This is a genomic window from Rhodococcus sp. 3258 (assembly GCF_031456475.1).
GTDB lineage: Bacteria > Actinomycetota > Actinomycetes > Mycobacteriales > Mycobacteriaceae > Rhodococcoides > Rhodococcoides fascians.
In genome coordinates, this window is sequence record NZ_JAVDUT010000010.1 from 37,585 (window position 1) to 60,420 (window position 22,836).

The window sequence follows — 22,836 nt, forward strand, 5'->3', positions numbered from 1 at the left end:
CTTGACGCCGTAAACATCTGATGTTTATGGTCTAGGTAAGGCACTCGCCAAACTGACACGAGGAGACACGGTGGCAATCCATCCGGCCGTTCTGGGGCGCTTCTTCGACGACTACACCGTGGGGGACGTCTACCAACATCCCTTCGGGCGGACGATCTCGGAGACCGACAACACGTGGATCACGCTGCTGTCGCTCAACACCAATCAGAACCACTTCAACGCGCATCTGGCGTCGCAGAATCCCATCACCGATGGGAAGGTCATCGTCAACTCCGGCTTCACAGTCTCTGTGGTGCTGGGACTTTCGGTGATCGACATGAGCCAGAACGCGATCTCCAACCTCGCCTTCACCGACATCAAGATGTCCCACCCGGTCTATGCAGGCGACACCCTGTACGCCGAAAGCATCTGCACCGGGCTTCGCAAGTCCGAGTCACGCCCCTACGCCGGCATTGTCTCGATGATCACCCGCGGCCTCAATCAGGATGGCGTCGAGGTCATTTCATGGAAGCGCTCGGTCATGGTCGCCACCCGCGACAGTGGCATCGGGCAGAACTACTTCCCCGAAGCGCAGAACGGACCGCTCGAACTTCCCCAGACTAAGGATTCCGACGCATGAGGCCACTCGAAGACGTACGCATCATTTCCCTCGAGCAGTACGGCGCAGGCCCGTTCGGTAGCTTGCACCTTGCCGACCTCGGCGCGGACGTCATCAAGATCGAGGACCCCAGCGTCGGCGGCGACGTCGGACGCTACGTCCCGCCCTACAACGAGGGTGAGGACTCGCTGTTCTTCGAGAGCTTCAATCGCAACAAACGTTCACTCTCCCTTGACCTCTCGACCCCGAGTGGCCGAGCGGTGTTCGAGGACCTCGTCCGCACCAGCGACGCCGTCTACTCCAACCTTCGTGGTGACGTACCGGAGAAGATCGGCATCACCTACGACCAGCTCAAGCATCTCAATCCCGCAATCGTGTGCTGCAGCCTCACCGGCTTCGGTATGACCGGCCCGCGCTCGAAAGAGCCTGGCTACGACTACATTCTGCAAGGCCTTGCCGGCTGGATGAGCGTCACCGGCGACCCGGACGGTCCGCCCACCAAATCCGGTCTGTCGCTGGTCGATTACTCCGGTGGATTCGTCGCCGCCATTTCGTTGCTGTCGGGACTGCATGCTGCCCGACGCGACGGTATCGGCGGTGACTGCGACGTCTCGCTGTACGACACGGCGATGTCTCTGCTCACGTATCCCGCGACGTGGCATCTCAACGCCGGCTTCGAGCCGATCCGCACGAAGAACTCGGCGCACCCGTCCCTGGTTCCGTTCCAGGCCTTCGAGGCAACGGACGGCTGGCTCATCGTCGGCTGTGCGAAGGAGAAGTTCTGGGACCGGCTCGTCGTCGCCATCGACCGCCCGGATCTCGGTGCCGATCCACGGTTCACCAATTTCTCGCTGAGGGGCAAGAACCAGGACGTGCTGCTGCCGATCCTGGAAGAGGTGTTCGCCACCAATACCGTCGAGCACTGGCTCTCGAAGCTCGGACCGGCCGGGGTGCCGACAGGACCGATCAACGACGTCGAGCATGCGCTGACCGAACCGCACACGCTCGCACGCAATCTCGTGGTCGAGACCGAGCATCCGGTGTACAACACTGTGCGCCAGGTCGCCTCACCGGTGAACTTCGGATCCGAGGCCAAGCAGTACCGCCGCGCGCCGCAGCGCAACGAGCACTTCGACGACATCGTGCGCGAGCAGCTGGGCTACGACGACGATCGCATCGCGAAGCTGAAGGCGGAGGGAGCCTTCGGTACGGCGAAGGACGAGGTGCGGGCGTGACCTCGACGATCCTGGCGGAGTGGGCATCGAGTGTCACCGTCGCCGATCTGTCCGAGGACGTCCGGCGCGCGGCCGCGCGGCACCTGCTCGATGGCGTCGGTAATACCGTTGCGGCCCAACGGCTCGGCTACGGCCGACCGGGCTGGACAGTAGCCGACGCCCTCGGCGGCCCACCGGAGGCGCGGCCTCTCACCGGAACCCGAGGATTGTCTGTACCGGCAGCCGCCTTCGCGACCGGGGTGATGCTGCACTCCCTGGACTTCGACGACACGCATGCGGGCGCACTGGTGCACGCGACGGCCGTATCGCTCCCCGCGGCATTCGCCGTCGGGCAGCAGGTGTCGGCCTCGGGTGCAGATGTGCTGACCGCCGCAGCTCTCGGGCTTGAAACCGCCTGCCGCCTCGGTGAAGTCAGCCCGCACGGATTCCACGCTCGCGGTGTACATGCCACGGCAGCGGTGGGACCGTTGACAGCCGCACTCGTCGCCGGACACCTTTCGAAGTTCGACACCGAGACGTTGGTCAACGCCCTGGGAATCGCCGGATCGTCGAGTTCGGGCTTGCTCGAGTTTCTCGATACCGACGCCGACACCAAGGCGCTGCATCCCGGATCGGCCAGTATGAACGGCGTGCTCGCTGCACGGCTCGCCGCCGCGGGAGCCACCGGACCGTCCTCGGTTCTCGAAGGTCGACGCGGAATCTACGCTGCGCTGACCGATCGGCCGACGAACTTCGCGGCGCTGACCGAGGGACTCGGCACGCGGTGGGAAGCCACCCGGATCGGGATCAAGCCCTATCCCAGTTGCCAACTGATGCACGTGACGCTCGATGCGGTGTCGGAAGCGCTCGGGGACAGCGCCGTTCACGCAGGAGACGTGGCCGACATCGAGGTGTTCGTTCACCCCGATTCGAGTCCGTTCGTCTGCGGACCCAACACCGGCGTCGCGTCACCGCGCAGTACCTACGACGGCAAGTTCGATCTGCCGTGGAGTGTGGCGGCACTACTGCACGACGGAGCCATCACCGTCTCGACCTACACCGACGAATCCATCGCACGCGAGGACATCCTCGTCACCGCCCGCAAGGTGCGGGTGACGAACCTACCGTCCGAGGTTCCCGCGGCGGCCGCGTCGGGCAGGGCGGTTCTCACCCTGACCGACGGACGGGTGCTCGACGCCTCCGTCGGCGGCAGCCAAGGATCCGCCGGGTTCCCGCTCAGCGACGACCGTCTGCTGGAGAAGTTTCTCGGCAACTGCGGCAACGACTCTCGCGCCAACGAGCTTGCCGACCGCGTCCTCGGATTGGTCGACGAAACCGACCTGACCGCCATCCTCGACCTCGCCGCAGCCATCGCGCCGGCACCTTGAGACTTTGATCGACGACACTCCAATCGACAGGACTTCATCATGGACTTCACGTACGACGAGCAGCAGACGGCCTTCCGTAAAGCATTGCGCACCTTCGTCGACAAGGAAATCATCCCGGTCGCGAACGAGTGGGAAAAGACGGGGCGGTACCCCACCGAGATCGTCGAGCACATGAAGGCCATGGGCCTGTTCGGCATCACGACGCCGGAGGAGTACGGCGGCCTGGACCTCGACAAGGTCTCGTTCACCCTGGTGTACGAGGAACTGGCCCGCGGATGGATGGGCGTCGCCGGAATCCTCGGCAGCCACAACCTGTCGTGCTGGATGATCGGCAAGCACGGCACCGAGGAGCAGAAGAAGACCCTGCTACCCAAGCTCGCGTCCGGTGAATGGCGAACGGGAGTCGGCCTGACCGAGCCCGGTGCCGGCACCGACCTGCAGGGCATCAAGACCACCGCCAAGCGCGACGGCGACCACTACGTCGTCAACGGTGCCAAGACGTGGATCACCAACGCGCGGCACGCGAATGTGCTTCCCGTACTGGTCAAGACCGACACCACCACGACCCCGGCCCACAAGGGAATGTCGCTGCTGCTGATCGACACCACGACCGACGGGTTCGAGGTGCAGCGCGACATGGGCAAGCTCGGCTACAAGGGCACCGAATCGTGTGAGATCACCTTCACCGATGTGCGCGTTCCCGTCGACGCAGTGCTCGGTGGGGTGGAGGGTCGTGGTCTGCAGCAGGCACTGTCCGGTCTCGAGATCGGTCGCCTCAACATTGCCGGTCGCAGTGTCGGAATCGCGCAGGCCGCCTATGACGCGGCCCTCGAATACGCCAAGCAGCGCACCGCGTTCGGTCAGCCCATCGCTGAGTTCCAGGCCATTCAGCTCAAGATCGCCGACATCGCGACCCAGCTCCAGGCTGCACGTCTGATGACCTACTGGGCTGCATCGCAGGCGGATTCGGGTAAGCGAGTGGACATGGAAGCCGGGATGGCGAAGTACTTCGCCTCCGAGGCCGCGATCACAGCCAGCCTCGAAGCCATGCGTATTCACGGTGGCTACGGATACTCCACCGAGTTCGTCGTCGAGCGCCTCTACCGCGACGCCCCACTGATGGCCATCGGTGAGGGCACCAACGACATCATGCGCACCGTCATCGCCAAGTCCCTCGTTGCGGGCACGGGAGTGATCGGATGAGATCGGCTCTGACGTACCTCTACGTTCCTGGGGACGTGCCGGAGCGCTTCGACAAAGCATTGGCGTCGGGCACGGACGCGGTGGTGCTGGATCTCGAGGACGCCGTCACCGCGGCGAACAAGGATCATGCCCGTGCGACGGTTGCCGAGTGGGTTGCTGCCTGCGATCCGGGTGACGTGCAGATTTGGGTGCGGGTGAATCCGGGGCCGTTGCAGGCGGACGATATTCGTGCGGTGCTGCACCCAAACCTGACGGGCATCTGGCTTCCGAAGGTGTCGTCTGCTCGCGAGGTGGAGCAGGCCGACGCTCTACTGAGTGGCAGTGACGCGGTGGTCTCGCCCCTCATCGAGACAGCCGACGGAGTGTTCGCCGCCCTCGAGATTGCCCGTGCTCCTCGGGTCAAGTTTCTGCAGATCGGTGAGGTGGATCTAGCTGCAGATCTGGGCGTGGACGGTTCTGCGGAGTCGCTGTCGTTCGTGCGTGCTCAGGTGGTCGCAGCCAGCGTGGCGGCGGGAATCGATCCGCCGCCTGCGGCTGTGTCGCGCAACTTCCGCGATGGCGATGCGTTCGAGGCCGATACCCGAACGCTTGCTGGTCTCGGTTTTGTCGGTCGTGCGTGTATTCATCCGGCTCAACTCGGTCCTGTGCGAACGGTGTTCGTGCCCTCGGAGGACGAGGTACGAGAAGCTCAGGAACTGTTGGCCGACTTGGAACGTGCCACCTCGGGTGTGGCGGTGGACAGCAAAGGATTCCTGATCGACGAAGCCGTGGCGCGGAGTGCTCGACGCGTGGTGCAGCGAGGAGTCGCACGGGAGACGATGGCGCGGAGCTGACAAGCTCGACGCCGGAGAACAATGCACCCGTGAAATGCAGCCCTCACGACGGCAGGCGGCCCTGCAGACCATCGAGGTCTGCAGGGCCTTGTGCGTGGTGATCAGTCCGCGCTCGTTGTCGCTCCCAGGAGATCGCGGACAGTGTTTGCAACACTGATGAATTCTGGCTTCTCCATCGTTGCGCTGTAATCGCGGTGCACAGGAAGGTCGACGTCGAGGATGTCCACTATCCGACCCGGCCGTGGGCTCATGACGACCACTCGGTTGGCGAGGTAGACCGCTTCGGCGACGGAGTGGGTGACGAGCATGACCGTCGTTCCGGTCTCCCGCCAGATGCGGTGCAGCTCGACGTTCATCTTCTCGCGGGTGAGAGCGTCCAGAGCTCCGAAAGGCTCGTCCATGAGCAACACTTCGGGTTCGTGAAGCAATGCGCGACAAAGTGATACGCGCTGCTGCATGCCGCCGGACAGCTCATGGGGGAGTGCTCCCTCGAAACCGGTCAACCCGGTCATCTCGATGAGCTGATCGGCCTTCGCGGCCGCTACCTTCTTGTTCATTCCGCGCATCTCACCCTGAAGCAGAATGTTCTTGCGCACGGTCCGCCATTCGAGCAGTGCAGCACGTTGGAAGACGTAGCCGATGTTGCGTTGCGGGCCCTTGACCTCCTTGCCGACCAGCTGGACCGACCCACGTGAGGCACCGGTGAGACCGGCGACCACTTTGAGCAGGGTGGACTTGCCGCAACCGGAAGGCCCTGCAATGGAGACGAATTCACCCTTCCCAACCCGGAGGTCGACATCGGAGAGAGCGGTCACGTCACCTCGTTTGGACGAGAACTGAACGGTGAGGTTGTCGACAGAGACCGCGGTGTCCGTCACGGTGGGAGGCCGTTCACTGGTGATCGCATTCATGGTCACGTCTCATTCCTCGTTGGAGGTGAAGGTCGAGTCCCAGTAGGTCGAGGACTCGGCTCCAGCCTCGGTGAGTCCGGCATCGCTGAGGATGCTGATGGTGTTGGCCCAGTCCTCGTCGCTGTTGACACCCGGAGCCATTCCTTCGGTGTTGTCCGTGGTCAGCAGCGGAATGGTTTCCTGCCACTGCTGCAGAAGCACCGACTCCGGCGGAGTCTGCGGGTCCTTACCGACCATCGATGCCACGGCCGCTTCAGGATTGGCGATGGCTGCCTCGAACGATTCGCGGGTGGCGTCGACCATGGCCTGAACGAGTTCGGGGGAGCGCTCGATGGTCGACGTGTTGGCGATGAGGCCGTTGCTGTAGAAGTTCAAGCCCTCGTCGGAGTAACGGAGGTAGCGCATCTCGCGTCCGGACTTGTTCGCAATATTGGGCCCCTGGTCGTGTGCGAAGCCGATGAGACCGTCGACCTGACCCGAGAGCATCGCGGCGATCTTGCCCGCGGAGTCCAGACTCTGCTGCTGAACTTGGTCCTCGGGAACGCCGACGCGGTCGAGGAAGATGGGGAATGTAGTGGTGGGCGCATCCCCGGCGGAGACGGCGATGGTCTTTCCTGCGAGGTCGGCGGTGGTCTGAATAGGTCCGTCTGCGTAGACCTGCACAGCCGACGGCGTCGTCTGCAGGAATACGCCGAGGCTCTTGACCTTGACCCCCTTGTCGATGTTGGACATCACGGCCGCAGTGTCGGCCCAGCCGAAATCGGTCTGGTTGGAGCCCGCGGCCTGTGCGGTCTTGGTCGATCCCTGGCCCGCAGTGATGGTGAGGTCGATACCGTGCTCGGCGAAGATACCTTCTTGCACTCCGTAGTAGAACGGGGCGTGCTCGCCGTAGGGATACCAATTGAGCATCAGCGAGGTCGCGGTGGTTTCACCGTCGGCACCCGGGGCCTTCTCCTCGCCTCCACCTCCTCCGCTGCATCCGGCGAGTACGAGAGCGGACGACGCGACGGTCGCCACCAGAACGTTTTTGAGCTTCATGGAATATGTCCTTCGATGGAGGGAGAGCAAGCGGGTCACACAGCGCCGACGGACGCGGTGGAGCGACGCGATGCGTGCCAGGGGATAAGGAACTTCTCGGCGATCTCGATGATCAGGAAGAGCACGATGCCGAGCAGGGACATGATGATCAGAGAGGCGAAAAGCATTGCTGTATCGATGTTTCCGTTGGCCTGGAGGATCACGTACCCCAGACCTTCGTTGGCCCCGACGAATTCACCGACCACCGCTCCGGTCACCGCGAGTGTTGCGGCGATCTTGAGGCCGGACATCAGCTGCGGCAACGACGCCGGAAAACGCACCTTGCAGAACGTCTTCCATTTGCTCGCACCCATGGTAGATGTGAGTTCGAGGATCTCGGGATCGACGGAACGCAATCCCGCCATTCCGGCGATGACAATGGGGAAGAAGGCCATGAGGACGGCCACGAGGATCTTGGGGCTGGGACCGAAGCCGAGCCACACGACGAACAGTGGCGCGATGGCGATCTTCGGGATCACCTGTGCGAACAGGATGAGCGGGTACATCGTCTTCTCGATCGAGGACGAGTAGATCATCACCACTGCAACGGCGATTCCGACGCCGCTGGCGATGATGAAGCCGGCGACGGTTTCGTACGTTGTCACCCAGGTGTGGCCGGCGAGGTAGGACGCGTTGTCCACCATCGTCGACCACGTGTCACCGGGTGACGGAAGAATATAGGGCGCAACGAGTTCGGAGGCGGTGACGGCCCACCATGCGGCGACGAGCACGGCCACGAGGGCCAGAGGTCGCCAGAGGCCGGACCAGGTATTGCGGAGCGAAGGGAACCGTCGACGACGGGTCGGTGCGGGTTGAGGAACCGACGCAGTGGCAGAACGGACTTCGACCGACGATGTTGTCGTCATATGGAGTCCTCGATCTAGTAGGAGGCGGGTCCGTCTACACCCGCTGGAATGCGCTTTCCGAAGCTGTCGCCCAACGTAGTGTGATCGCGCCCACAGTGTCAAGCAATTCGGACAATCAGCTGTTCAGAGAGGTGCTACGGCGCAGGACGACGGTGCCCGGTGCCCACTCCCGGCTGCCAGGGCGACTGTCCGGATCGAGGGCGAGCTGCACGGCTCTCTCGCCGATATCCACCAACGAGAGTGCGACGGTGGTCAGGCTCGGAGAGTGATCGCGCAGTGTTGGGATGTCGTCGAATCCGGCGACGCAGACATCCTCCGGCACGCTCAGGCCCAGCTCACGCCACGCTGCGATTGCCCCGATGGCCATGACGTCGGTGACTGCGAACACGCACGGTGGAGCGCCGTGGCCGGGGGAGAGTTCGAGCGCAGCCGCCAGACGCCGCGCGGCGCTGTAGCCGCCGTCTCGCGAGAAGTCCCCGGCCACTTCGATTTCCGGTGTGATGCCGTGTGTGCACAGTGTCTCGACGAAGCCGTTGCGACGGTCGGTCGAGGTCCGGATATTTCCCGGTCCGCCGATGATGGCAAAGCGACGATGGCCGTGCTCGTGCAGGGCCTGCGCCAAAGCCGCAGATGCGGCGAAGTTCTCCGGTTCGACCGCAGAGGCGAACGGCACCGGTTGTCCGATCACCACCACCCTGCCGCCGTTGTCGCGGTATGCCGCGAACTCCTGTCCCAACGCTCGGTCCAAGTCGCCGCTCTGCCTCGAGCCGGCCAGGATGATGGCATCGGCGCGGTGCGAGATGAAGGTGGCGACCGACTGCCGCTCGAGAGCGAAATCGCGCTCGGTACTGGCCAGGAGCACCAGCTTGCCTGCGTCGCGCGCCTCGTTCTGCACGCCGCGAACGATGGAGGAGAAGTACGGATCGGCCACATCGTGCACCACGAGCCCGATCAGTCCGGTCGACGACCGAGCCAGCGCCTGGGCCTGCGCGTTGGCGATATAGCCGAGATCCGCCGCCGCTGCACGGACGCGATCGGCGACACCCTCGCCGGGCACTCGTGACGAGCCGTTGAGCACCCGCGACGCTGTGGCCTGCGAGACGCCGGCCGCCGCAGCCACATCGCTGAGTCGGACTGCCGCCATGAACCCCTCACCCCCTGCGAAATCGTTGTGATCGACGGTCGCACTTGACCGATCGACATCGACAGCATAGCTTGGAAAGCGCATTCCGAAGCTGACTTTCCCTCACGACGCGTAGTGGACTTTCCGCCACACCGTCGCCGCGGCCCCATCCGTCATGGCTCGACGTCGTCCCACGTCCTTCGTCATCAGTGCACAGAAAGGGCAATCTCTCATGCCCACACCCACCCGTACCTTGCGCATCGCCATGAACGGCGTCACCGGCCGCATGGGCTACCGTCAGCATCTTCTTCGCTCCATCCTGCCCATCCGCGACGCCGGCGGGCTCCTCCTCGACGACGGTTCACGCATACAGGTCGAGCCGATCCTGGTCGGCCGCAACGAAGCCAAGCTCCAAGAGCTCTGCAGCCGACACGGTATCGCCGGGTACACCACCGACAGCGCATCGGTCATCGACGACGCGTCCGTCGACATCTACTTCGACGCTCAGGTCACTTCGCGGCGCGCCGAGGCGCTCTCGTCGGCGATGAAGGCCGGCAAGCACATCTTCACGGAAAAGCCGACAGCCGAAACGCTGACGCAAGCCATCGAACTGGCCCGCATCGGGCAGAACGCAGGCATCACGGCCGGCGTCGTGCACGACAAGCTCTACCTCCCAGGCCTGGTCAAACTCAAGCGGCTCGTCGACGAGGGATTCTTCGGCCGCATCCTCTCCCTACGGGGCGAATTCGGCTACTGGGTCTTCGAAGGCGACGGTCAGCCCGCCCAACGACCCAGCTGGAACTACCGGGCCGAGGACGGCGGCGGCATCGTCGTCGACATGTTCTGCCACTGGAACTACGTGCTCGAAGGCATCCTCGGCAAGGTCGAGACCGTCATTGCGAAAACCGCCACCCACATCCCGACGCGCTGGGACGAGCAGGGCAACGAATACGCCGCCACCGCCGACGACGCCGCTTACGGCATCTTCGAGATGGAGAACGGCGTTGTCGCCCAGATCAACTCGTCGTGGGCAGTGCGAGTGTTCCGAGACGAACTGGTCGAATTCCAGATCGACGGCACGCACGGATCGGCGGTCGCGGGGTTGCGCAACTGCGTCGCCCAGCATCGTTCGCACACCCCGAAGCCTGTATGGAATCCAGATCTGCCCGTCACCGAACCGTTCCGCGACCAGTGGCTCGAGGTTCCCGCGAACGCGGACTTGGACAACGGGTTCAAGTTGCAATGGGAAGAGTTCCTGCGCGACGTCGTCGCTGAACGGCCGCACCGCTACGGTCTGCTCTCCGCTGCCCGCGGTGTGCAGCTGGCCGAGCTCGGTTTGCGATCCTCCGCCGAGGGCCGTCGCCTCGAGGTCCCGGAGATCGCGCTGTGACCGCCGTCGACTCCAGGGTGTCGATCACCCTCCCCGGCCGCGGGGTCTACGCGCTCGGCGAACCGGGTGAGTGGACCAAGCCCACCGCCCCCATCACCTCACGCGTCGCATATGCCGCAGCGCACGTGATCCCCAGGGCCACAGGAGACAACACCCCGGGGGCACCCGCCGACATCGACTGGGACGCCACCATGGCGTACCGCCATGAACTCTGGTCCTACGGATTGGGTGTCGCCGATGCGATGGACACCGCTCAGCGCGGCATGGGCCTGGACTGGGCCGCTACGTCCGAGCTGATCAGTCGCTCTGGAGCCGAGGCCGCTCGCGTCGGAGGATCACTCGCCTGCGGCGCGGGAACGGACCAACTCGACTTGAACGCGCTGCCGTCGGGCAAAGACGGTCTCGCTGCTGTGCTCGACGCCTACCGCGAGCAGATCTCGGTGGTCACCGAGTCGGGAGCAAAGGTCATCGTCATGGCTTCACGCGCCCTGGCTCGGGTGGCGACGTCACCCGACGACTATCTGCACGTCTACTCGACATTGCTCGACGAAGTCGAACAGCCTGTCGTATTACATTGGCTCGGAACGATGTTCGATCCCGCGCTCGCCGGATACTGGGGTAGCGCTGACATTTCGTCCGCTACGGGTACCTTCCGCGGGCTGATCGAGTCGCACGCAGCCAAGGTCGACGGAGTGAAGGTGTCGTTGCTCGACGCTCAGCACGAGATCGAACTACGAGCCGGGCTGCCCGCAGGCGTCCGCCTCTACACCGGCGACGACTTCAACTACCCCGAGCTGATCATCGGCGATGGACAGCATCATTCGGATGCACTACTCGGCATCTTCGCCGGCATCTACCCGGCGGCGTCGACGGCGTTGCAGGAGCTCGACCGCGGGAACACTGCACGCGCCGAGACCATTCTGCGTTCGACGCAGGAGCTCGGCCGCCATATCTTCGCCGCGCCCACCTATTACTACAAGACCGGGATTGCGTTCCTGTCGTGGCTCAACGGCAAGCAACCGGGCTATTCGATGGTGGGCGGTCTGTCGTCGGGTCGCAGTGTGGAACACCTGACCACGCTGTTCGTCCTCGCCGATCGCGCCGGGCTCTTGTCGGATCCGTCGCTGGCTGCGCATCGTATGGGGCTATACCTGGATCTGAACGGAGTGTCCTCGTGAAATTGTTACCGTTCGATATCGAGAACCCCTACGCGTCACTATCTCTCAACACCAAGACGACGAATAGCTGGACGCTGAAGCAAGCCGTCGACGGGGCCGCGCGAGCCGGGCTGGGTGCGGTGGCCCCGTGGCGGGATCGGATTCAGGAGGCCGGTGTCAGCGAATCGGCCAAGCTCATCTCCGATGCCGGTCTGCGGGTGTCGAGCCTCTGCCGCGGTGGGTTCCTCACGGCGATCGACGACGACGGTCTCGATGACAACCGTCGCGCTCTCGACGAAGCCGCCGAACTCGGAGCGCCCGAGCTCGTGATGGTCATGGGTGGCATCCCCGATCGCGACCTCGTCGGAGCGCGGGCTCGGGTGGAAGAGAGGCTGGCTCTGCTCGTTCCGTATGCACTTGAGCGGGGGGTTCGCATAGCGCTCGAACCTCTGCACCCGATGTTCGCGGCCGACCGTGCTGTCATCTCCACACTGGGACAGGCTTTGTCGATGGCCGAGCCGCATCCGGTGGAAGCGGTAGGCGTCGTGGTCGACACCTTTCACGTGTGGTGGGATCCGGACCTGGAGTCATTGATCCGAACGGCAGGTGACCGTGGCCGCATCAGCTCGTACCAGGTGTGCGACTGGCTGGTGCCGATGGAGGCCGACCCGCTTCTGTCGCGCGGAATGATGGGAGACGGTGTGATCGACTTCGAATCCATCGGCCGATGGATTCAGGACGCTGGGTACCGAGGTGATGTCGAAGTGGAGATCTTCAACGCTGCCGTGTGGGCGACCGATGGAGACCAGGTGATCGAGACGATGAAGCAGCGCTACCGCGATCTGGTTCTTCCCAGTCTGATCGCATGAGAGTTCTCTTCGCCCCCGATTCCTTCAAAGGCACCATCGACGCTGTGGATGCCGCCGCGGCACTGATCGAGGGGTGGGCGGCTGTCCGCAAGGGTGACGACCTGGTGTCGATGCCGCAGGCAGATGGGGGCGAAGGGACGCTCGACGTGCTCGCAGCGTGCTCGGCAGACTCGACGTGGTCATCGGTGCGCGGTGTCTGCGGCCCGGACGGTCGGCCGGTCGACGCGCGATGGTTGATGCTCGACAACGGCCGGGCGGTGATCGAGCTTTCGGAGTCGTCGGGCATCGCGATGATGGAGTCGCTGAATGCATTTGCTGCGACCACCCGCGGGCTCGGTGAGGTCATTCGAGGCTGCGGTTCGGATCGAATTACGGTAGCGCTGGGGGGCTCGGCGTCGACCGACGGCGGGCTAGGAGTGCTTCGGGCGCTTGGCGTTCGGGTGCTGGACCAATCGGGTCAGGACGTTCCGGAGGGCGGTGCAGGTCTGGTGGCCGCCCGGTCGGTGGATGCGTCGGGCCTCGCGGGGGTGCCGTCCGATATCGAATTGCTGACCGATACGCGCGCGGTCTTGTTCGGACTCGACGGTGCCGCACACATCTTCGGGCCGCAGAAGGGTGCGTCGGCCGCTGACATCGAGTCTCTCGACGAAGCGTTGGAGTATTGGGCCGATCTGCTCGCCGATGCGGGCTTGCCGGCCGACCCGTCCATGCCGGGAACCGGTGCTGCGGGAGGGGTCGCATTTGGGCTGTGCGCGCTGGGGGCTCGTGTATCCGCCGGAGCGCAACGGGTGTCGGACCTGACGGGACTGTCGGCTGCTGTCTCTTCCGCCGACCTCGTGGTGACGGGTGAGGGCACCTTCGATCGCACGTCGCTGACGGGCAAACTGGTCGGATATGTAGTTCAGATGTGTTCGGACGCTTCGGTTCCGGTAGTGGTGGTCGCCGGGGCGGTGAAGTCGGACGTCGAGGTGCGGACCGTGTCGCTGACGGACCTTGCCGGCAGCAGTGAGGCCGCCATGGCGGATCCGCGACAATGGTTGATCGACGCTGGACGGCGTCTGGCACACGAAGTTCGATAGCGAGGGGCACCGAAAACGCCGTCGGATCGGATGGTGCCCGCTGCTGCGGCACCGGCGCTGAGGATGAAGTTGTGCCGTACTTCGTTGCGGAAAACCATCTGCATCGGCAGGAGCCAGAATCTATCCTCGTCGGTGAAGTCGGAACTGAGAATCTGGAAACCGCGTTGATTGACAGTGTCTTCGCCCTTGGCGTCGAGAACCCCCAGAGTCGCGGGAAGTCCTTACCGATGTCGTCGGGTCCCGGCTGCGACAGTGCGGCCAGCCGGCATTAGAGCCTGCGGGTTTCGTGTGGGACGGTGCAGGTTTCCGCCGAGGACGTCGAGCATGTCTGCAGTGACTCGCGCCTACTTCGCGAAGAACAATCCGGTGATGATCATCGGCTCGCTCGCTCGTTCGTGAATTGCCCTCAGGCTAAACGATCTCGGCGGTAGATCTTCGAGCGCCTATGCCGTCGTACGCAACGCCCACGCCCGAGCGAGCGCGAATGTTGCCACGAGTACGCACAGCACCGCCACCATCACCGCGACGAAAGTGGATACCGTCGCGGAGAATCCGAGAATCCAGGCGGTCCCCATTCCAGCGAGGGTAGCGAGGACACCTCCGATCGGGAGAAAGACAGCTACAACCTTGGTTGTCCGAGACGACAACGGATCATGAGTTGCCCTGAGCAGCAACCGGACCGAGGCGACTCCGACCACGTAGGCCAATATTCCGGTGCCTCCGTATATCGGGAGCACGTAGTCGGTCGATACGCCCGAACTTGAACCGGAGAAGCTTGTGCCGACGAGGATCAGCACTGGCATCATCCCCAGCGTCACTCCGACCAGACCGGCAACGACTACGAGCCCCACGCGCCGAGAGGGTTCGACGATGAATCGACAGCCACACAGGTGCAGCACCAGCCCTGCGAACATGCCGATCACCGCGCCGGTCGAAGCGGCGACGACGGGTCGCACCCATAGCCCCAGCGTGGTGTCGGGTCCATAGAACGATTCGCCGGAGACGTACGCCGCGTACCCCGAAGTTCCGGTCACTGCGTGACCCAGTACCGCGATCACAGCGCCGAGCAAAGCAAAACAAGTTGCCTGTTTTATCACGCATCAATGATGACGGATGTCCGATCTACGTCGAGAACCTCGGCCGGAGTGGTGCCCGTTCATCACTGGGATCATTCGGTCCACAGCGCGTCGCACCTATCGGCAAACGCAGGGCATGCTCGCCTCCGATCCAATGGAACCGATGCGTCGCTAGCTGCGTCCAACATCAAGGATGGCTTACCTGGATGGAGTGCTGTGAGCAAGATGCGATTGCTGATCGCGGGTGCGGTCGGGGTGATGCTGGCGGTAACCGGATGCGGACGGGCGACCGAAGGCATGCCTGTTGCGTCGCCGTTGACGACCTCGGTGTCGACAACCGCACCGGCAGATGGTGCATGGGATCCGTGCACTATCCCGGACTCGGCCATCGAGGACGCAGGCTTGGCAGTCGAGACGAAGTCCTCGAACTTGGTAGGAGATCTGCCAATTTCGGAAGACTGGATGACGTGCTTTTGGACGAACCCTCTGCCGACGCCGTGGTATCGCGTCGGCATCTTTTCTTCCACGGAAAGTCTGGACTACTTGCGTGAGCGGGGACCGTTCGAGAATTTCGAGCCCATCGAGGGTTCCGACGGCATGCGCTTCCAGCGGACCATCAAGTACGACGAGGTCAACTGCGGCGTCGCCTTCGGCCACCCGGGTGGCGTCGTCTACCTGAATCTCGACGGGTTGGTGATGACACCACCTCTTGAAAATCCGTGTGTTGAGGTCGAACGGTTGGCGCGTTCGCTCCGACTGTCCTTGCCGTCGGAAGAATAGGTGGATGTAATCGATGGGTTCGGAGACCAACGAGCTGGCGTCGTCGATGCAGCAGTGGCAGGCGCTGTCGATGCAGGCAGATTCCGGGCAGCTCGAGATTCCAGAAGGCGTGGCGTTCCGGTGTGACGAGGTGTGTGCTGCCTACATCCGGCACTTGAAAGACATGGTGGTAAAGACGCAAAACTTGGTCGACGTCAAGGCATTCGGCTCCTTGGATTCGGCCAGGCAGCTCGGCGAAAAGTTCGAGAGGATTGCCTACAGCGGTGATCGCTCGCTGCGCGTCGTGCTGACGCAGCACATCGAGGTCATCGAATTGATGCGGTCGGTGTTCAAGCGCTACTTCGATGAAGCCGAGTACGCCGATCAGCGGACGTTGACGTCCATCGCGGAGATCGGTGAGCGTCTGGGCAGGTGACCTTTCAGGTCCGAGGCCCAACGCGATCGGTGCCACCGGTCCGTCTGGACAGATACTGCGCCGCTGCGCAGTTGGTGTGCGAGCTGAAGTGCGGGTCCCGATCTGGATGCGAATTTCGTCGGAAGATGCTCCGCTGACCCACAGGATTGTCGCAGCCGTACCCCTCGGCTATTGTCGAGGAAGGTTCAAGAGCGACAGCCGTAGGTACCTGGCCGGCTGTCCGGCAACCCCGTCTCCATCGACAGGGTGCCCCAGGGGAAGAACCGGCGCATCTCGCGACCGCGGGTGCGCAAGTCGATGGAGGTCGCACCTCCAGGACGAGGTGAAAAATGTCTGCAGATGACGGACTCGCAGCAGCACAAGCCAAATGGGAACCCATTCCGCCGGATCGTCGTCGTGCCTGGTGCCAGACGCTGCTGAGCTATCCGCCGATATGGTTCGGGGTGTTCCCGATGCTCGAGACCCGGAGGCTGGTACTCGAGGGTGGATATGCGAACAGTGAAGCCTGGATCGACCTTGCGAAACGTGCTGAAGCAGTGGGTTTCTCACCGCGAACGTGGCTGATCTTTCGGCAGAGCCTCGAGCCGGCCTATTTGAAGGATCGGTTCCCGTCGCATCCCGAGAACAAGCCAAAGCGGCGGGGAAACGGCCGCGTGGAGACGGTAGTGGTCGATCCAGAGGACTTCTCCGAGTGGCCATGGCTGTTCGAGGCAGGATATCGCGCGGGAGAGGCGACCCTGCACGCGTTGTCCCGCTGAGTGGGTCGACTAGCAGTCAGGCGTCTTGTCCCGGCTGCGGGCGCTCTAGTAACTGACCGAAAGCCTCTTACCGCTCGATTAACCGAACGCGATGCGAAGCCCTACGCTCGCTGTGGCTTCACCGGCGCTGAGGATGAAGTTGTGCCGTCCTTCGTCGCGGAACACCATCTGCATCGGCAGGAACCAGAATCGATTCTCCCCGGTAAATCCGGCACCGGGGATCTGGAGACCACGTTGATTGACGATGTGTTCGCCCTTCGCGTCGAGCACTTCGAGCGTCGCGGGGAAGTCCTTACCGATGTCGTCGGGCCCCGTCTGCAGTAGCGCCACGAGACGGCATTCGAGCATTCGGGTGTCGCGAGGAACCGTGCAGGTATCCCATACACCGCCGAGAATGTCGAGCATGTCTTCGCTGACTCGCGCGTACTCCGCGAAGAACAATCCGGTGATGATCATCGGCTTCGGCCACCTCTTTCGCCCAACACTGGCCTCGGGGTTGACAGTCGTGTCGACAACCCTAAGCGGCCACGGAGCCACTTGCTGACGCCGCGGCACGTCGATGCAGAACCACCGTCAGCGCGATGGCGACCACGATGCCGATCAGGGGTGGTATTCCGAATTCGAGTTCCCCGGACAGCCACGCAAGGAATGCCGCGAAGGCGTAGACCGCGAGATGTCGCCAATGCACGAGCGGGGGAGTGTGCCCCTCGGGTATGCCCTGACGCCAGCGGCACAGGAAGTCCCCGATGAGAACACCGCCCAACGGAGGAATGAAGGTGCCGAGCAAGCTCAGGTAGTCGACGAGATGGTTGTGCACACCGACGAGCGCGAGCACGGTCCCGATGACGCAGCCACCGATGATGAACGGTGCCTTCCGGGGATGCCGGAACATTTCTGCGCCGGCAACACCGAAGGCATATGCGGTGTCTGCGTTGCTCTTCCAGAGATTGCCGAACAGCAGAATCAAGCCCCAGCCGACGAGTCCCAGGTTGTACAGAACCAGAACGAAATCGCCCTCACCGAACGTTATTGCTCCGATCGCTCCGAACAGAATCATCATTCCGTTGCCGAGAAGGAACCCGATGATGCACGCCCACGCCGCTTGCGACCCGGATCGTGCGAATCGAGTCCAGTTGGGTGCCTGGGTCCCCGCGGAGACGAAAGTGCCGACGACCGTCGTGATGGCGAGCGTGACCGTCATGGTCGTCGTGGGTGCGATCGACGTCAGACCGGCGAACCCACCGACCTCGTCGAGAGAGCGGGAGACCACCCAACATGCCAAGGCAATAATCAATGGCGTCGACACGACCGAGACCCAGTACATCCCGCGGTATCCGTAGCAGGCGGTGATGCACATGAGGATGCTCGCACCGATCATGACGGCCGCCCGTGCGGCATAGGACTCCCAGCCCAAAGCCTGCGAGGTGAGCTCACCGATGGTGCCGATGATGACGCCATACCAACCGATTTGCGTACCACCGAGGAGCAACGACGCGAGCTTGGATCCGCGGGTGCCGAAGCTGTAACGCGCCATGAGCACGGTCGTCAAACCTGTACGTGCACCGGCAAATCCCATCATGGCCACGTACGCGCCCAGAATCGCCGAGCCGGCGACGATCACCAGGATGAGGGTCCAGAAACTGAACGCCGTGCCGAGTGCAGCGCCGGCCAGCATCGTCGGAGTGAAGATGGTGAAGCCCAGCAGAACGATGGCCAACGAGAAGAACGGCTTGCGGGCACTGCGGGGCACGGGCGTGACGGGGTAGTCCAGGTCTACCGGTTCGTCGGCCTTCTGTGCGGTGGATTCGTGATCGGCTCGGTTGCTCATGCCTCCTCGCCGATGTCTTCGAGCCACAGGCCTGGGCGCTCCGCCAACATGCGTTCCATGAGCTGCAGACAGGCGGGGTCGTCGACGACGTCGAGCTGTACTCCATGCTCGCGCAACAGACTCTCCGACATCTCGAACGAGCGGTTCTCGCCGATGACGATTCGCGGAATCTCGTACAGCAATGCGGTTCCCGCACACATGAAGCACGGGGACAGGGTGGTGTAGAGAACGGACTTGCGGTACACCGATGCCGGTAGTCGCCCCGCTCGCTCGATGCAGTCGGTTTCGCCATGACGAATTGCGCTGTCCATCTGCACGCGTCGGTTCCGTCCCACCGCCAGTACTTCGCCGTCGTGCACGAGTGCCGCGCCGATGGGAACGCCGCCCTCCTCCCAGCCGATCTGTGCCTGTTCGATTGCAAGTCCGAGGAAGTACTCGTCGGTGTGCGCGGGATCGGTCAAGGGGTCCTCCTGAAGCGTCTACGAACGGTGAGGGTGATGCGTGCCATCAGTCGACCAGGCCTCGCACAGATTGCCAAGGGACAACCTGTCACTCGAGCAATAGTCGATCTGGAGCACTGTGTCCCGCCGGCGGAGCATGAACGAATGCTGCCGACTCTGCGAAACGTTCTGGCGCTGCCGTCTTTCGAAGCGGCTGCTGTCGAGGTACTCACGGGCTCACCCGACACCGTGGTCGTCCGCTGGGTGCATTCGTCCGAGGTCTACGAGATGGGCGGCTTGTTGTCGGGCGGAGAGCTGTTGTTGACCACCGGACTCGGCCTCCAGGGACGATCGGCCCAGCAGCTGACCGCCTACGTCGACCAACTGGCCGACGCGGGATGTGCCGCCCTCGCAATGGAAGTCGGGCGCTCATTTCTCGTGGCACCGCCGGAATTGGTCGAGGCCGCGCGTCGCCGAGGGGTGGCGTTCCTGACGCTGCACACGATCGTCCCCTTCGAGCGGATGGTCGAGGACTTCCACGACCTCGTGATGAGGCGCCGGCTCGGAATGCAGCGCACCGGCGAGCCGGTCTGGCATCAGCTCATGGACCTCGTCGTGGCGGGGCAGGGCATGACGGCCCTACTCGACGCGATCGCACGGCTGGCCGGCTGTGGCGTCGATCTGCTCGACGCGGAGGGCCGCGTCGTCGAACACAACGCTACCGCTGCGCCGCGATCGGCCGATGAAAAAACGGTCCTCGACGTGCGCGGACCCGCGGGCTCGCTCGGTCGGCTCGTGCTGGCCGGACGGACCACTGCACGGCGCTCGGCCATCGGTCACTGCGCGGCCGTCGCGGTAGCTCTGGAACTCGGTCGACATCCCGGCCTCGGTCCCCGACAGTCCCGTGCACAGGCCGTGATCACCGATCTCGTGGGAGGCACGTCGACCTCACACGGTGACCTCGTCGAGCGCCTCGGCGCAGCCGGTTGGGCACCCACCGAAGGCCACCATGTTCTGGTGGCCGCCGTCGACGTCGATCAACGAACTCCGGCGCGCGAGCTGTTGATTCCGGTTCGAGAGGCGGTCGAGTCCGTCCTCGGGCGGTGTTTGGTCGGGGTGGCTGCGAACCACGTCGTCGTGCTCGCGCAGGGCTGGGTGCAGCCGTCGCCTGCGCGAGTTCGCTCCGCATTCAACGAGATTGAGGCTCTGCTCCGCGGCGGATCTCATGGTTCAGCGTTGCGCACGATCGGTGCGTCGGCTCCGGTCCTCGGGTTGTCCCACATCTCCGATGCGATCGGCCGAGCGCGTGAGGTGGTCCAGATCGCGCGGCGATTCGGAACTCGCACCGGTGTTCTGTGCGCTCGCGATGTCGGTGTTCAACGGTTGCTGGGCGCGTGCGTACCGGCCATGATCACGGAGTTCGTCACCGAACAGCTCGGTGACGTGATCGCTTTCGACACCGAGCACTCTGCCGATCTCGTGCGAACCCTCGATGCCTTCGTGGCGAACGGCGGTAGTAAAGCCCAGACCGCGATCGGACTGGGCATCAGGCGACAGTCTCTCTACGCCCGGTTGTCGCGACTCGACACGCTCCTGGGCACCTCGCTCGATGATCCGACGCACCTGGCCGGTCTGGGACTCGCTCTGACGGCGTGGCGTATGCAGACAGGTGTTGACCCGCAGGCCGCATTCGCGCGTACATCGCGCTGCGGAAGCTGACCCCACTCGATCGGAAACTTCGTGGACCCAGTCCTGTGAGGCCCCAACCTGTGTGCCCATCTCACGGCGTGAAGGTGGTGGCCGAAGGGGCCAACATGCCGACCACACCGGACGCCGTCCAGATCTTCCGCGACGCCTCAGTGACGTTCGCACCTGGCAAGGCGGCCAATGCCGGGGGAGTGGCTACCTCCGCTCTCGAGATGCAGCAGAACGCATCTCGTGACTCGTGGAGTTTCGAGTACACCGACGAACGCCTCGCCGCGATCATGCACGGAATCCATCACCGAACCATCGCGACCGCCGAGGAGTACGGCAAGCCGGGCGACTACGTCCACGGCGCGAATATCGCCGGTTTCATCAAAGTCGCTGACGCGATGATCGGTCTCGGCATCGTCTGAAGCACCGCCCTCATCACCGACTGGCTTTTTGTTTTCTTTCGGCTACAGTCGGCTGCACGAGCTCGAACCGAAAGAAGGTGTGTCGCTGTGATCCCCGATGGAGCAGAGGTGCGGTAGCGTTCGCGCTTTCGTCACCTCGTTCGATCCTCGGTCCCTCGACTCCGTCCTGGACCCGATTTCAGCGCCACCTCTTTCGACCACCGGCCGTTCTGATCGCGCTCGGTAAAGCCTGTCCGTCGGCTCATCGAGAAACAGCGGTCATCGAATATTCATCTCGAATCGGCGGGCGCAGTTCTGCGTCCGTACATCGCGCAACGACGTGCTGCTCGAGAACTCTCACAACCCCAGTCACACAGGAGAAACCGTGACCACTATCGATCACCTGCCGTTCGACACACCCGCACCCCGTGAGCAACAACTGTCGGAGCTACTGGAGAGCCGAGTGATGGCTTTCAACAACGTTCTGGTGCAACGTGCTTCGGGTGACCTGGACAACAACGACGCGTACCACCGCGCTCGCGCCGAGCTGCAGCGCATCGATCGCACGATCGCAGAAGTGAAGAGCCGCATCGCAGAATCGGACGCATCGAAAACCATCTACCGCGATATCGCCGGCCCAGGATCTGCTGTCACCGTCATGTTCGATGGTGACGAGAAGGACGTGGACACCTTCGTGCTGGTCGAACACGCGATGGAGAGCAGCGGCCGAACCTGCTCGACCGCTTCACCTTTGGGCGCTGCCTTGGACGGGAGTCGAGTGCGTGACGTACGCACGTACTCGCTCCCCTCCGGTGCCGAAAGCACAGTGACAATCCTGGGCATCACCTGGCCGTGAGGGTGTTGCAGTGGCCTGCTCGTCGAGAAACGACTAGCTGATCAGCGCACGCACCGGCGTCGGCTCCCGGCCCAACAGGGCTGCGGTGACGGCACTCCCGGCCAGAAAGTCTCGGTCGTCGTAGAACTCGAACATTGCCCCGAGTCGATGTTGCTCATCGGCGGACATCGAGTCGCTGTGCAGCCTCATCCATTCATCGATACTCGAGGACCTGGAAGCGACCACACGGCCGGTGGCCACCTCGACCAGACGAACCACGTCTCGGACACTGAGCGCTTCCGGCCCACCGAGCTCGTACGTCGCCCCATGGTGCAGCTCAGGTCCCTCGATGAGGACCCGGGCTGCCACCTCGGCAACATCGTCGAGGCTGACGAACGAGAACTTCGTGTCCAGGCAGTAGGGCACAACAAGATCGGTACTGGTGCCGGTCAGAACCGCCTCGAAGTTCTGCGCATAGGCGCAGGGCTGCAGGATGGTCCAGTGCATTCCGTGCGCACTGCAGAAGGCACGAAGATCGTCCTCGCAGCGGGCCTTGTCCATGTGATGCGGCATCCTCGGGCTGTAGGGCCACGCCACCGAGTGGTAGACGACGTGGTCCACTCCTGCGGACGCCGCCGCGTCCAGCGCCCGTAGAAGTAGAGCCGGCTCGTCCGGATGCACATTGGGTGCAATGAAATACACCCCACGGCACCCGGTGAAGGCCTCGGCAAGGCCTGCACCGGTTTCCAGGTCCACCGGAAAGTCCGGTGCCGAACGGCTCAGCCGCCGCACCAGTGCAATGCCGTCGAGTGCATCTGCGACGGCTCGTCCGGTCTTGCCCGTGGCACCGACGATCGCGATGTCGGTGCCACGAGAAACATCAAGCGCCATCAGTAAATC

The 22,836-nt window shown here is 63.5% G+C and carries 23 protein-coding genes, 1 pseudogene and 1 riboswitch; of the genes and pseudogenes, 15 read left to right on the forward strand and 9 right to left on the reverse strand.

Features of this window, described 5'->3' with window-relative positions; genetic code table 11:
* Window positions 1-70: 70 nt before the first annotated feature.
* From J2X62_RS22815 to J2X62_RS22835, 5 genes are read left to right on the forward strand one after another with little or no spacing between them, the layout of a single operon-like run.
* Window positions 71-619, forward strand: a complete 549-nt coding sequence (locus J2X62_RS22815; protein WP_027497778.1) for a MaoC family dehydratase — start codon at window positions 71-73, stop codon at window positions 617-619.
* Window positions 616-1,833: a CaiB/BaiF CoA-transferase family protein gene (locus tag J2X62_RS22820; RefSeq protein ID WP_222095311.1), complete on the forward strand. Its 1,218-nt coding sequence runs from the start codon at window positions 616-618 to the stop codon at window positions 1,831-1,833. The genes J2X62_RS22815 and J2X62_RS22820 overlap by 4 nt, the downstream gene beginning before the upstream one ends.
* Window positions 1,830-3,200: an MmgE/PrpD family protein gene (locus J2X62_RS22825; RefSeq protein ID WP_310183543.1), complete on the forward strand. Its 1,371-nt coding sequence runs from the start codon at window positions 1,830-1,832 to the stop codon at window positions 3,198-3,200. Before J2X62_RS22820 ends, J2X62_RS22825 begins: the two co-directional genes overlap by 4 nt.
* A gap of 39 nt (window positions 3,201-3,239) precedes the next feature.
* Window positions 3,240-4,403: an acyl-CoA dehydrogenase family protein gene (locus J2X62_RS22830; RefSeq protein ID WP_032393088.1), complete on the forward strand. Its 1,164-nt coding sequence runs from the start codon at window positions 3,240-3,242 to the stop codon at window positions 4,401-4,403.
* On the forward strand, window positions 4,400-5,236 hold the full coding sequence (locus tag J2X62_RS22835) for a CoA ester lyase (protein WP_310183551.1): 837 nt from the start codon (window positions 4,400-4,402) through the stop codon (window positions 5,234-5,236). Before J2X62_RS22830 ends, J2X62_RS22835 begins: the two co-directional genes overlap by 4 nt.
* Before the next feature lie 101 nt (window positions 5,237-5,337).
* Here J2X62_RS22835 and J2X62_RS22840 read toward each other — a convergent pair whose 3' ends face one another.
* The 4 genes from J2X62_RS22840 to J2X62_RS22855 all read right to left on the reverse strand — a co-directional run bounded on the left by J2X62_RS22840 (window position 5,338) and on the right by J2X62_RS22855 (window position 9,234).
* On the reverse strand, window positions 5,338-6,147 hold the full coding sequence (locus tag J2X62_RS22840) for an ABC transporter ATP-binding protein (protein ID WP_032406993.1): 810 nt from the start codon (window positions 6,145-6,147) through the stop codon (window positions 5,338-5,340).
* Between the two features lie 9 nt (window positions 6,148-6,156).
* Window positions 6,157-7,185 (reverse strand): ABC transporter substrate-binding protein, encoded by a 1,029-nt coding sequence (locus J2X62_RS22845; protein ID WP_032406920.1) that lies wholly within the window; start codon window positions 7,183-7,185, stop codon window positions 6,157-6,159.
* Between the two features lie 35 nt (window positions 7,186-7,220).
* Entirely contained in the window at window positions 7,221-8,090 is an 870-nt protein-coding gene (locus J2X62_RS22850; protein WP_032406919.1) for an ABC transporter permease, read from the reverse strand.
* Window positions 8,091-8,205: 115 nt separating this feature from the next.
* On the reverse strand, window positions 8,206-9,234 hold the full coding sequence (locus J2X62_RS22855; RefSeq protein WP_032406992.1) for a LacI family DNA-binding transcriptional regulator: 1,029 nt from the start codon (window positions 9,232-9,234) through the stop codon (window positions 8,206-8,208).
* Between the two features lie 211 nt (window positions 9,235-9,445).
* Between J2X62_RS22855 and J2X62_RS22860 the strand changes: the two genes are divergently transcribed.
* Genes J2X62_RS22860 through J2X62_RS22875 form a run of 4 tightly spaced genes read left to right on the forward strand, consistent with a single transcriptional unit; the run spans window position 9,446 to window position 13,708 of the window.
* On the forward strand, window positions 9,446-10,603 hold the full coding sequence (locus J2X62_RS22860; RefSeq protein ID WP_310183556.1) for a Gfo/Idh/MocA family oxidoreductase: 1,158 nt from the start codon (window positions 9,446-9,448) through the stop codon (window positions 10,601-10,603).
* A complete protein-coding gene (locus tag J2X62_RS22865; RefSeq protein ID WP_032406918.1) occupies window positions 10,600-11,781 on the forward strand; it encodes a dihydrodipicolinate synthase family protein in 1,182 nt (393 codons plus the stop codon). Before J2X62_RS22860 ends, J2X62_RS22865 begins: the two co-directional genes overlap by 4 nt.
* A complete protein-coding gene (locus J2X62_RS22870) occupies window positions 11,778-12,629 on the forward strand; it encodes a sugar phosphate isomerase/epimerase (RefSeq protein ID WP_032406917.1) in 852 nt (283 codons plus the stop codon). The genes J2X62_RS22865 and J2X62_RS22870 overlap by 4 nt, the downstream gene beginning before the upstream one ends.
* Entirely contained in the window at window positions 12,626-13,708 is a 1,083-nt protein-coding gene (locus J2X62_RS22875; RefSeq protein WP_027497763.1) for a glycerate kinase, read from the forward strand. The genes J2X62_RS22870 and J2X62_RS22875 overlap by 4 nt, the downstream gene beginning before the upstream one ends.
* Window positions 13,709-14,151: 443 nt before the next feature.
* On the opposite strand, the gene J2X62_RS22880 is transcribed toward J2X62_RS22875, so the two are convergent.
* Window positions 14,152-14,742 (reverse strand): hypothetical protein, encoded by a 591-nt coding sequence (locus J2X62_RS22880; RefSeq protein WP_310183561.1) that lies wholly within the window; start codon window positions 14,740-14,742, stop codon window positions 14,152-14,154.
* Between the two features lie 3 nt (window positions 14,743-14,745).
* Between J2X62_RS22880 and J2X62_RS22885 the strand changes: the two genes are divergently transcribed.
* The 3 genes from J2X62_RS22885 (at window position 14,746) to J2X62_RS22895 (ending at window position 16,737) form a co-directional block, all read left to right on the forward strand.
* Complete coding sequence (locus tag J2X62_RS22885) at window positions 14,746-15,564, forward strand: DUF3558 domain-containing protein (RefSeq protein WP_231578172.1); 819 nt, start codon at window positions 14,746-14,748, stop codon at window positions 15,562-15,564.
* Window positions 15,565-15,577: 13 nt separating this feature from the next.
* Complete coding sequence (locus tag J2X62_RS22890; protein ID WP_052054987.1) at window positions 15,578-15,979, forward strand: hypothetical protein; 402 nt, start codon at window positions 15,578-15,580, stop codon at window positions 15,977-15,979.
* A gap of 183 nt (window positions 15,980-16,162) precedes the next feature.
* Window positions 16,163-16,281: riboswitch (SAM riboswitch) on the forward strand.
* Window positions 16,282-16,308: 27 nt separating this feature from the next.
* Window positions 16,309-16,737: a hypothetical protein gene (locus J2X62_RS22895; protein WP_027497761.1), complete on the forward strand. Its 429-nt coding sequence runs from the start codon at window positions 16,309-16,311 to the stop codon at window positions 16,735-16,737.
* A 78-nt stretch (window positions 16,738-16,815) separates the two neighbouring features.
* Here the strand turns inward: J2X62_RS22895 and J2X62_RS22900 are convergent, their stop codons facing one another.
* The 3 genes from J2X62_RS22900 to J2X62_RS22910 form a co-directional block, all read right to left on the reverse strand.
* Window positions 16,816-17,193 carry a DUF6941 family protein gene (locus J2X62_RS22900; protein ID WP_032364353.1) on the reverse strand — a complete coding sequence of 126 codons (378 nt, stop codon included), beginning with the start codon at window positions 17,191-17,193 and terminating at the stop codon, window positions 16,816-16,818.
* A 61-nt stretch (window positions 17,194-17,254) separates the two neighbouring features.
* Entirely contained in the window at window positions 17,255-18,565 is a 1,311-nt protein-coding gene (gene codB / locus J2X62_RS22905) for a cytosine permease (RefSeq protein WP_032383265.1), read from the reverse strand.
* Complete coding sequence (locus tag J2X62_RS22910) at window positions 18,562-19,026, reverse strand: nucleoside deaminase (protein ID WP_032368971.1); 465 nt, start codon at window positions 19,024-19,026, stop codon at window positions 18,562-18,564. Before J2X62_RS22910 ends, codB begins: the two co-directional genes overlap by 4 nt.
* Before the next feature lie 144 nt (window positions 19,027-19,170).
* Between J2X62_RS22910 and J2X62_RS22915 the strand changes: the two genes are divergently transcribed.
* The 3 genes and pseudogenes from J2X62_RS22915 (at window position 19,171) to J2X62_RS22925 (ending at window position 21,957) form a co-directional block, all read left to right on the forward strand.
* On the forward strand, window positions 19,171-20,724 hold the full coding sequence (locus tag J2X62_RS22915) for a PucR family transcriptional regulator ligand-binding domain-containing protein (RefSeq protein ID WP_032383302.1): 1,554 nt from the start codon (window positions 19,171-19,173) through the stop codon (window positions 20,722-20,724).
* A 59-nt stretch (window positions 20,725-20,783) separates the two neighbouring features.
* Window positions 20,784-21,122: pseudogene (locus J2X62_RS22920) on the forward strand (glutamate dehydrogenase); the annotation flags it as partial.
* Window positions 21,123-21,486: 364 nt separating this feature from the next.
* The gene (locus J2X62_RS22925; protein ID WP_310183566.1) at window positions 21,487-21,957 is read left to right on the forward strand and encodes a GreA/GreB family elongation factor; all 471 of its coding nucleotides are present in this window, start codon (window positions 21,487-21,489) and stop codon (window positions 21,955-21,957) included.
* A gap of 33 nt (window positions 21,958-21,990) precedes the next feature.
* On the opposite strand, the gene J2X62_RS22930 is transcribed toward J2X62_RS22925, so the two are convergent.
* The gene (locus J2X62_RS22930; RefSeq protein ID WP_222089205.1) at window positions 21,991-22,827 is read right to left on the reverse strand and encodes an SDR family oxidoreductase; all 837 of its coding nucleotides are present in this window, start codon (window positions 22,825-22,827) and stop codon (window positions 21,991-21,993) included.
* Window positions 22,828-22,836 lie beyond the last annotated feature (9 nt).

Coding starts and splice junctions, on each gene's coding strand:
- codB (WP_032383265.1), bottom strand. CDS start 18,565: ATGAGCAACCGAGCCGATCACGAATCCACCGCACAGAAGGCCGACGAA.
- J2X62_RS22895 (WP_027497761.1), top strand. CDS start 16,309: ATGTCTGCAGATGACGGACTCGCAGCAGCACAAGCCAAATGGGAACCC.
- J2X62_RS22875 (WP_027497763.1), top strand. CDS start 12,626: ATGAGAGTTCTCTTCGCCCCCGATTCCTTCAAAGGCACCATCGACGCT.
- J2X62_RS22860 (WP_310183556.1), top strand. CDS start 9,446: ATGCCCACACCCACCCGTACCTTGCGCATCGCCATGAACGGCGTCACC.
- J2X62_RS22845 (WP_032406920.1), bottom strand. CDS start 7,185: ATGAAGCTCAAAAACGTTCTGGTGGCGACCGTCGCGTCGTCCGCTCTC.
- J2X62_RS22930 (WP_222089205.1), bottom strand. CDS start 22,827: ATGGCGCTTGATGTTTCTCGTGGCACCGACATCGCGATCGTCGGTGCC.
- J2X62_RS22830 (WP_032393088.1), top strand. CDS start 3,240: ATGGACTTCACGTACGACGAGCAGCAGACGGCCTTCCGTAAAGCATTG.
- J2X62_RS22890 (WP_052054987.1), top strand. CDS start 15,578: ATGGGTTCGGAGACCAACGAGCTGGCGTCGTCGATGCAGCAGTGGCAG.
- J2X62_RS22835 (WP_310183551.1), top strand. CDS start 4,400: ATGAGATCGGCTCTGACGTACCTCTACGTTCCTGGGGACGTGCCGGAG.
- J2X62_RS22840 (WP_032406993.1), bottom strand. CDS start 6,147: ATGAATGCGATCACCAGTGAACGGCCTCCCACCGTGACGGACACCGCG.
- J2X62_RS22850 (WP_032406919.1), bottom strand. CDS start 8,090: ATGACGACAACATCGTCGGTCGAAGTCCGTTCTGCCACTGCGTCGGTT.
- J2X62_RS22820 (WP_222095311.1), top strand. CDS start 616: ATGAGGCCACTCGAAGACGTACGCATCATTTCCCTCGAGCAGTACGGC.
- J2X62_RS22915 (WP_032383302.1), top strand. CDS start 19,171: ATGCTGCCGACTCTGCGAAACGTTCTGGCGCTGCCGTCTTTCGAAGCG.
- J2X62_RS22900 (WP_032364353.1), bottom strand. CDS start 17,193: ATGATCATCACCGGATTGTTCTTCGCGGAGTACGCGCGAGTCAGCGAA.
- J2X62_RS22855 (WP_032406992.1), bottom strand. CDS start 9,234: ATGGCGGCAGTCCGACTCAGCGATGTGGCTGCGGCGGCCGGCGTCTCG.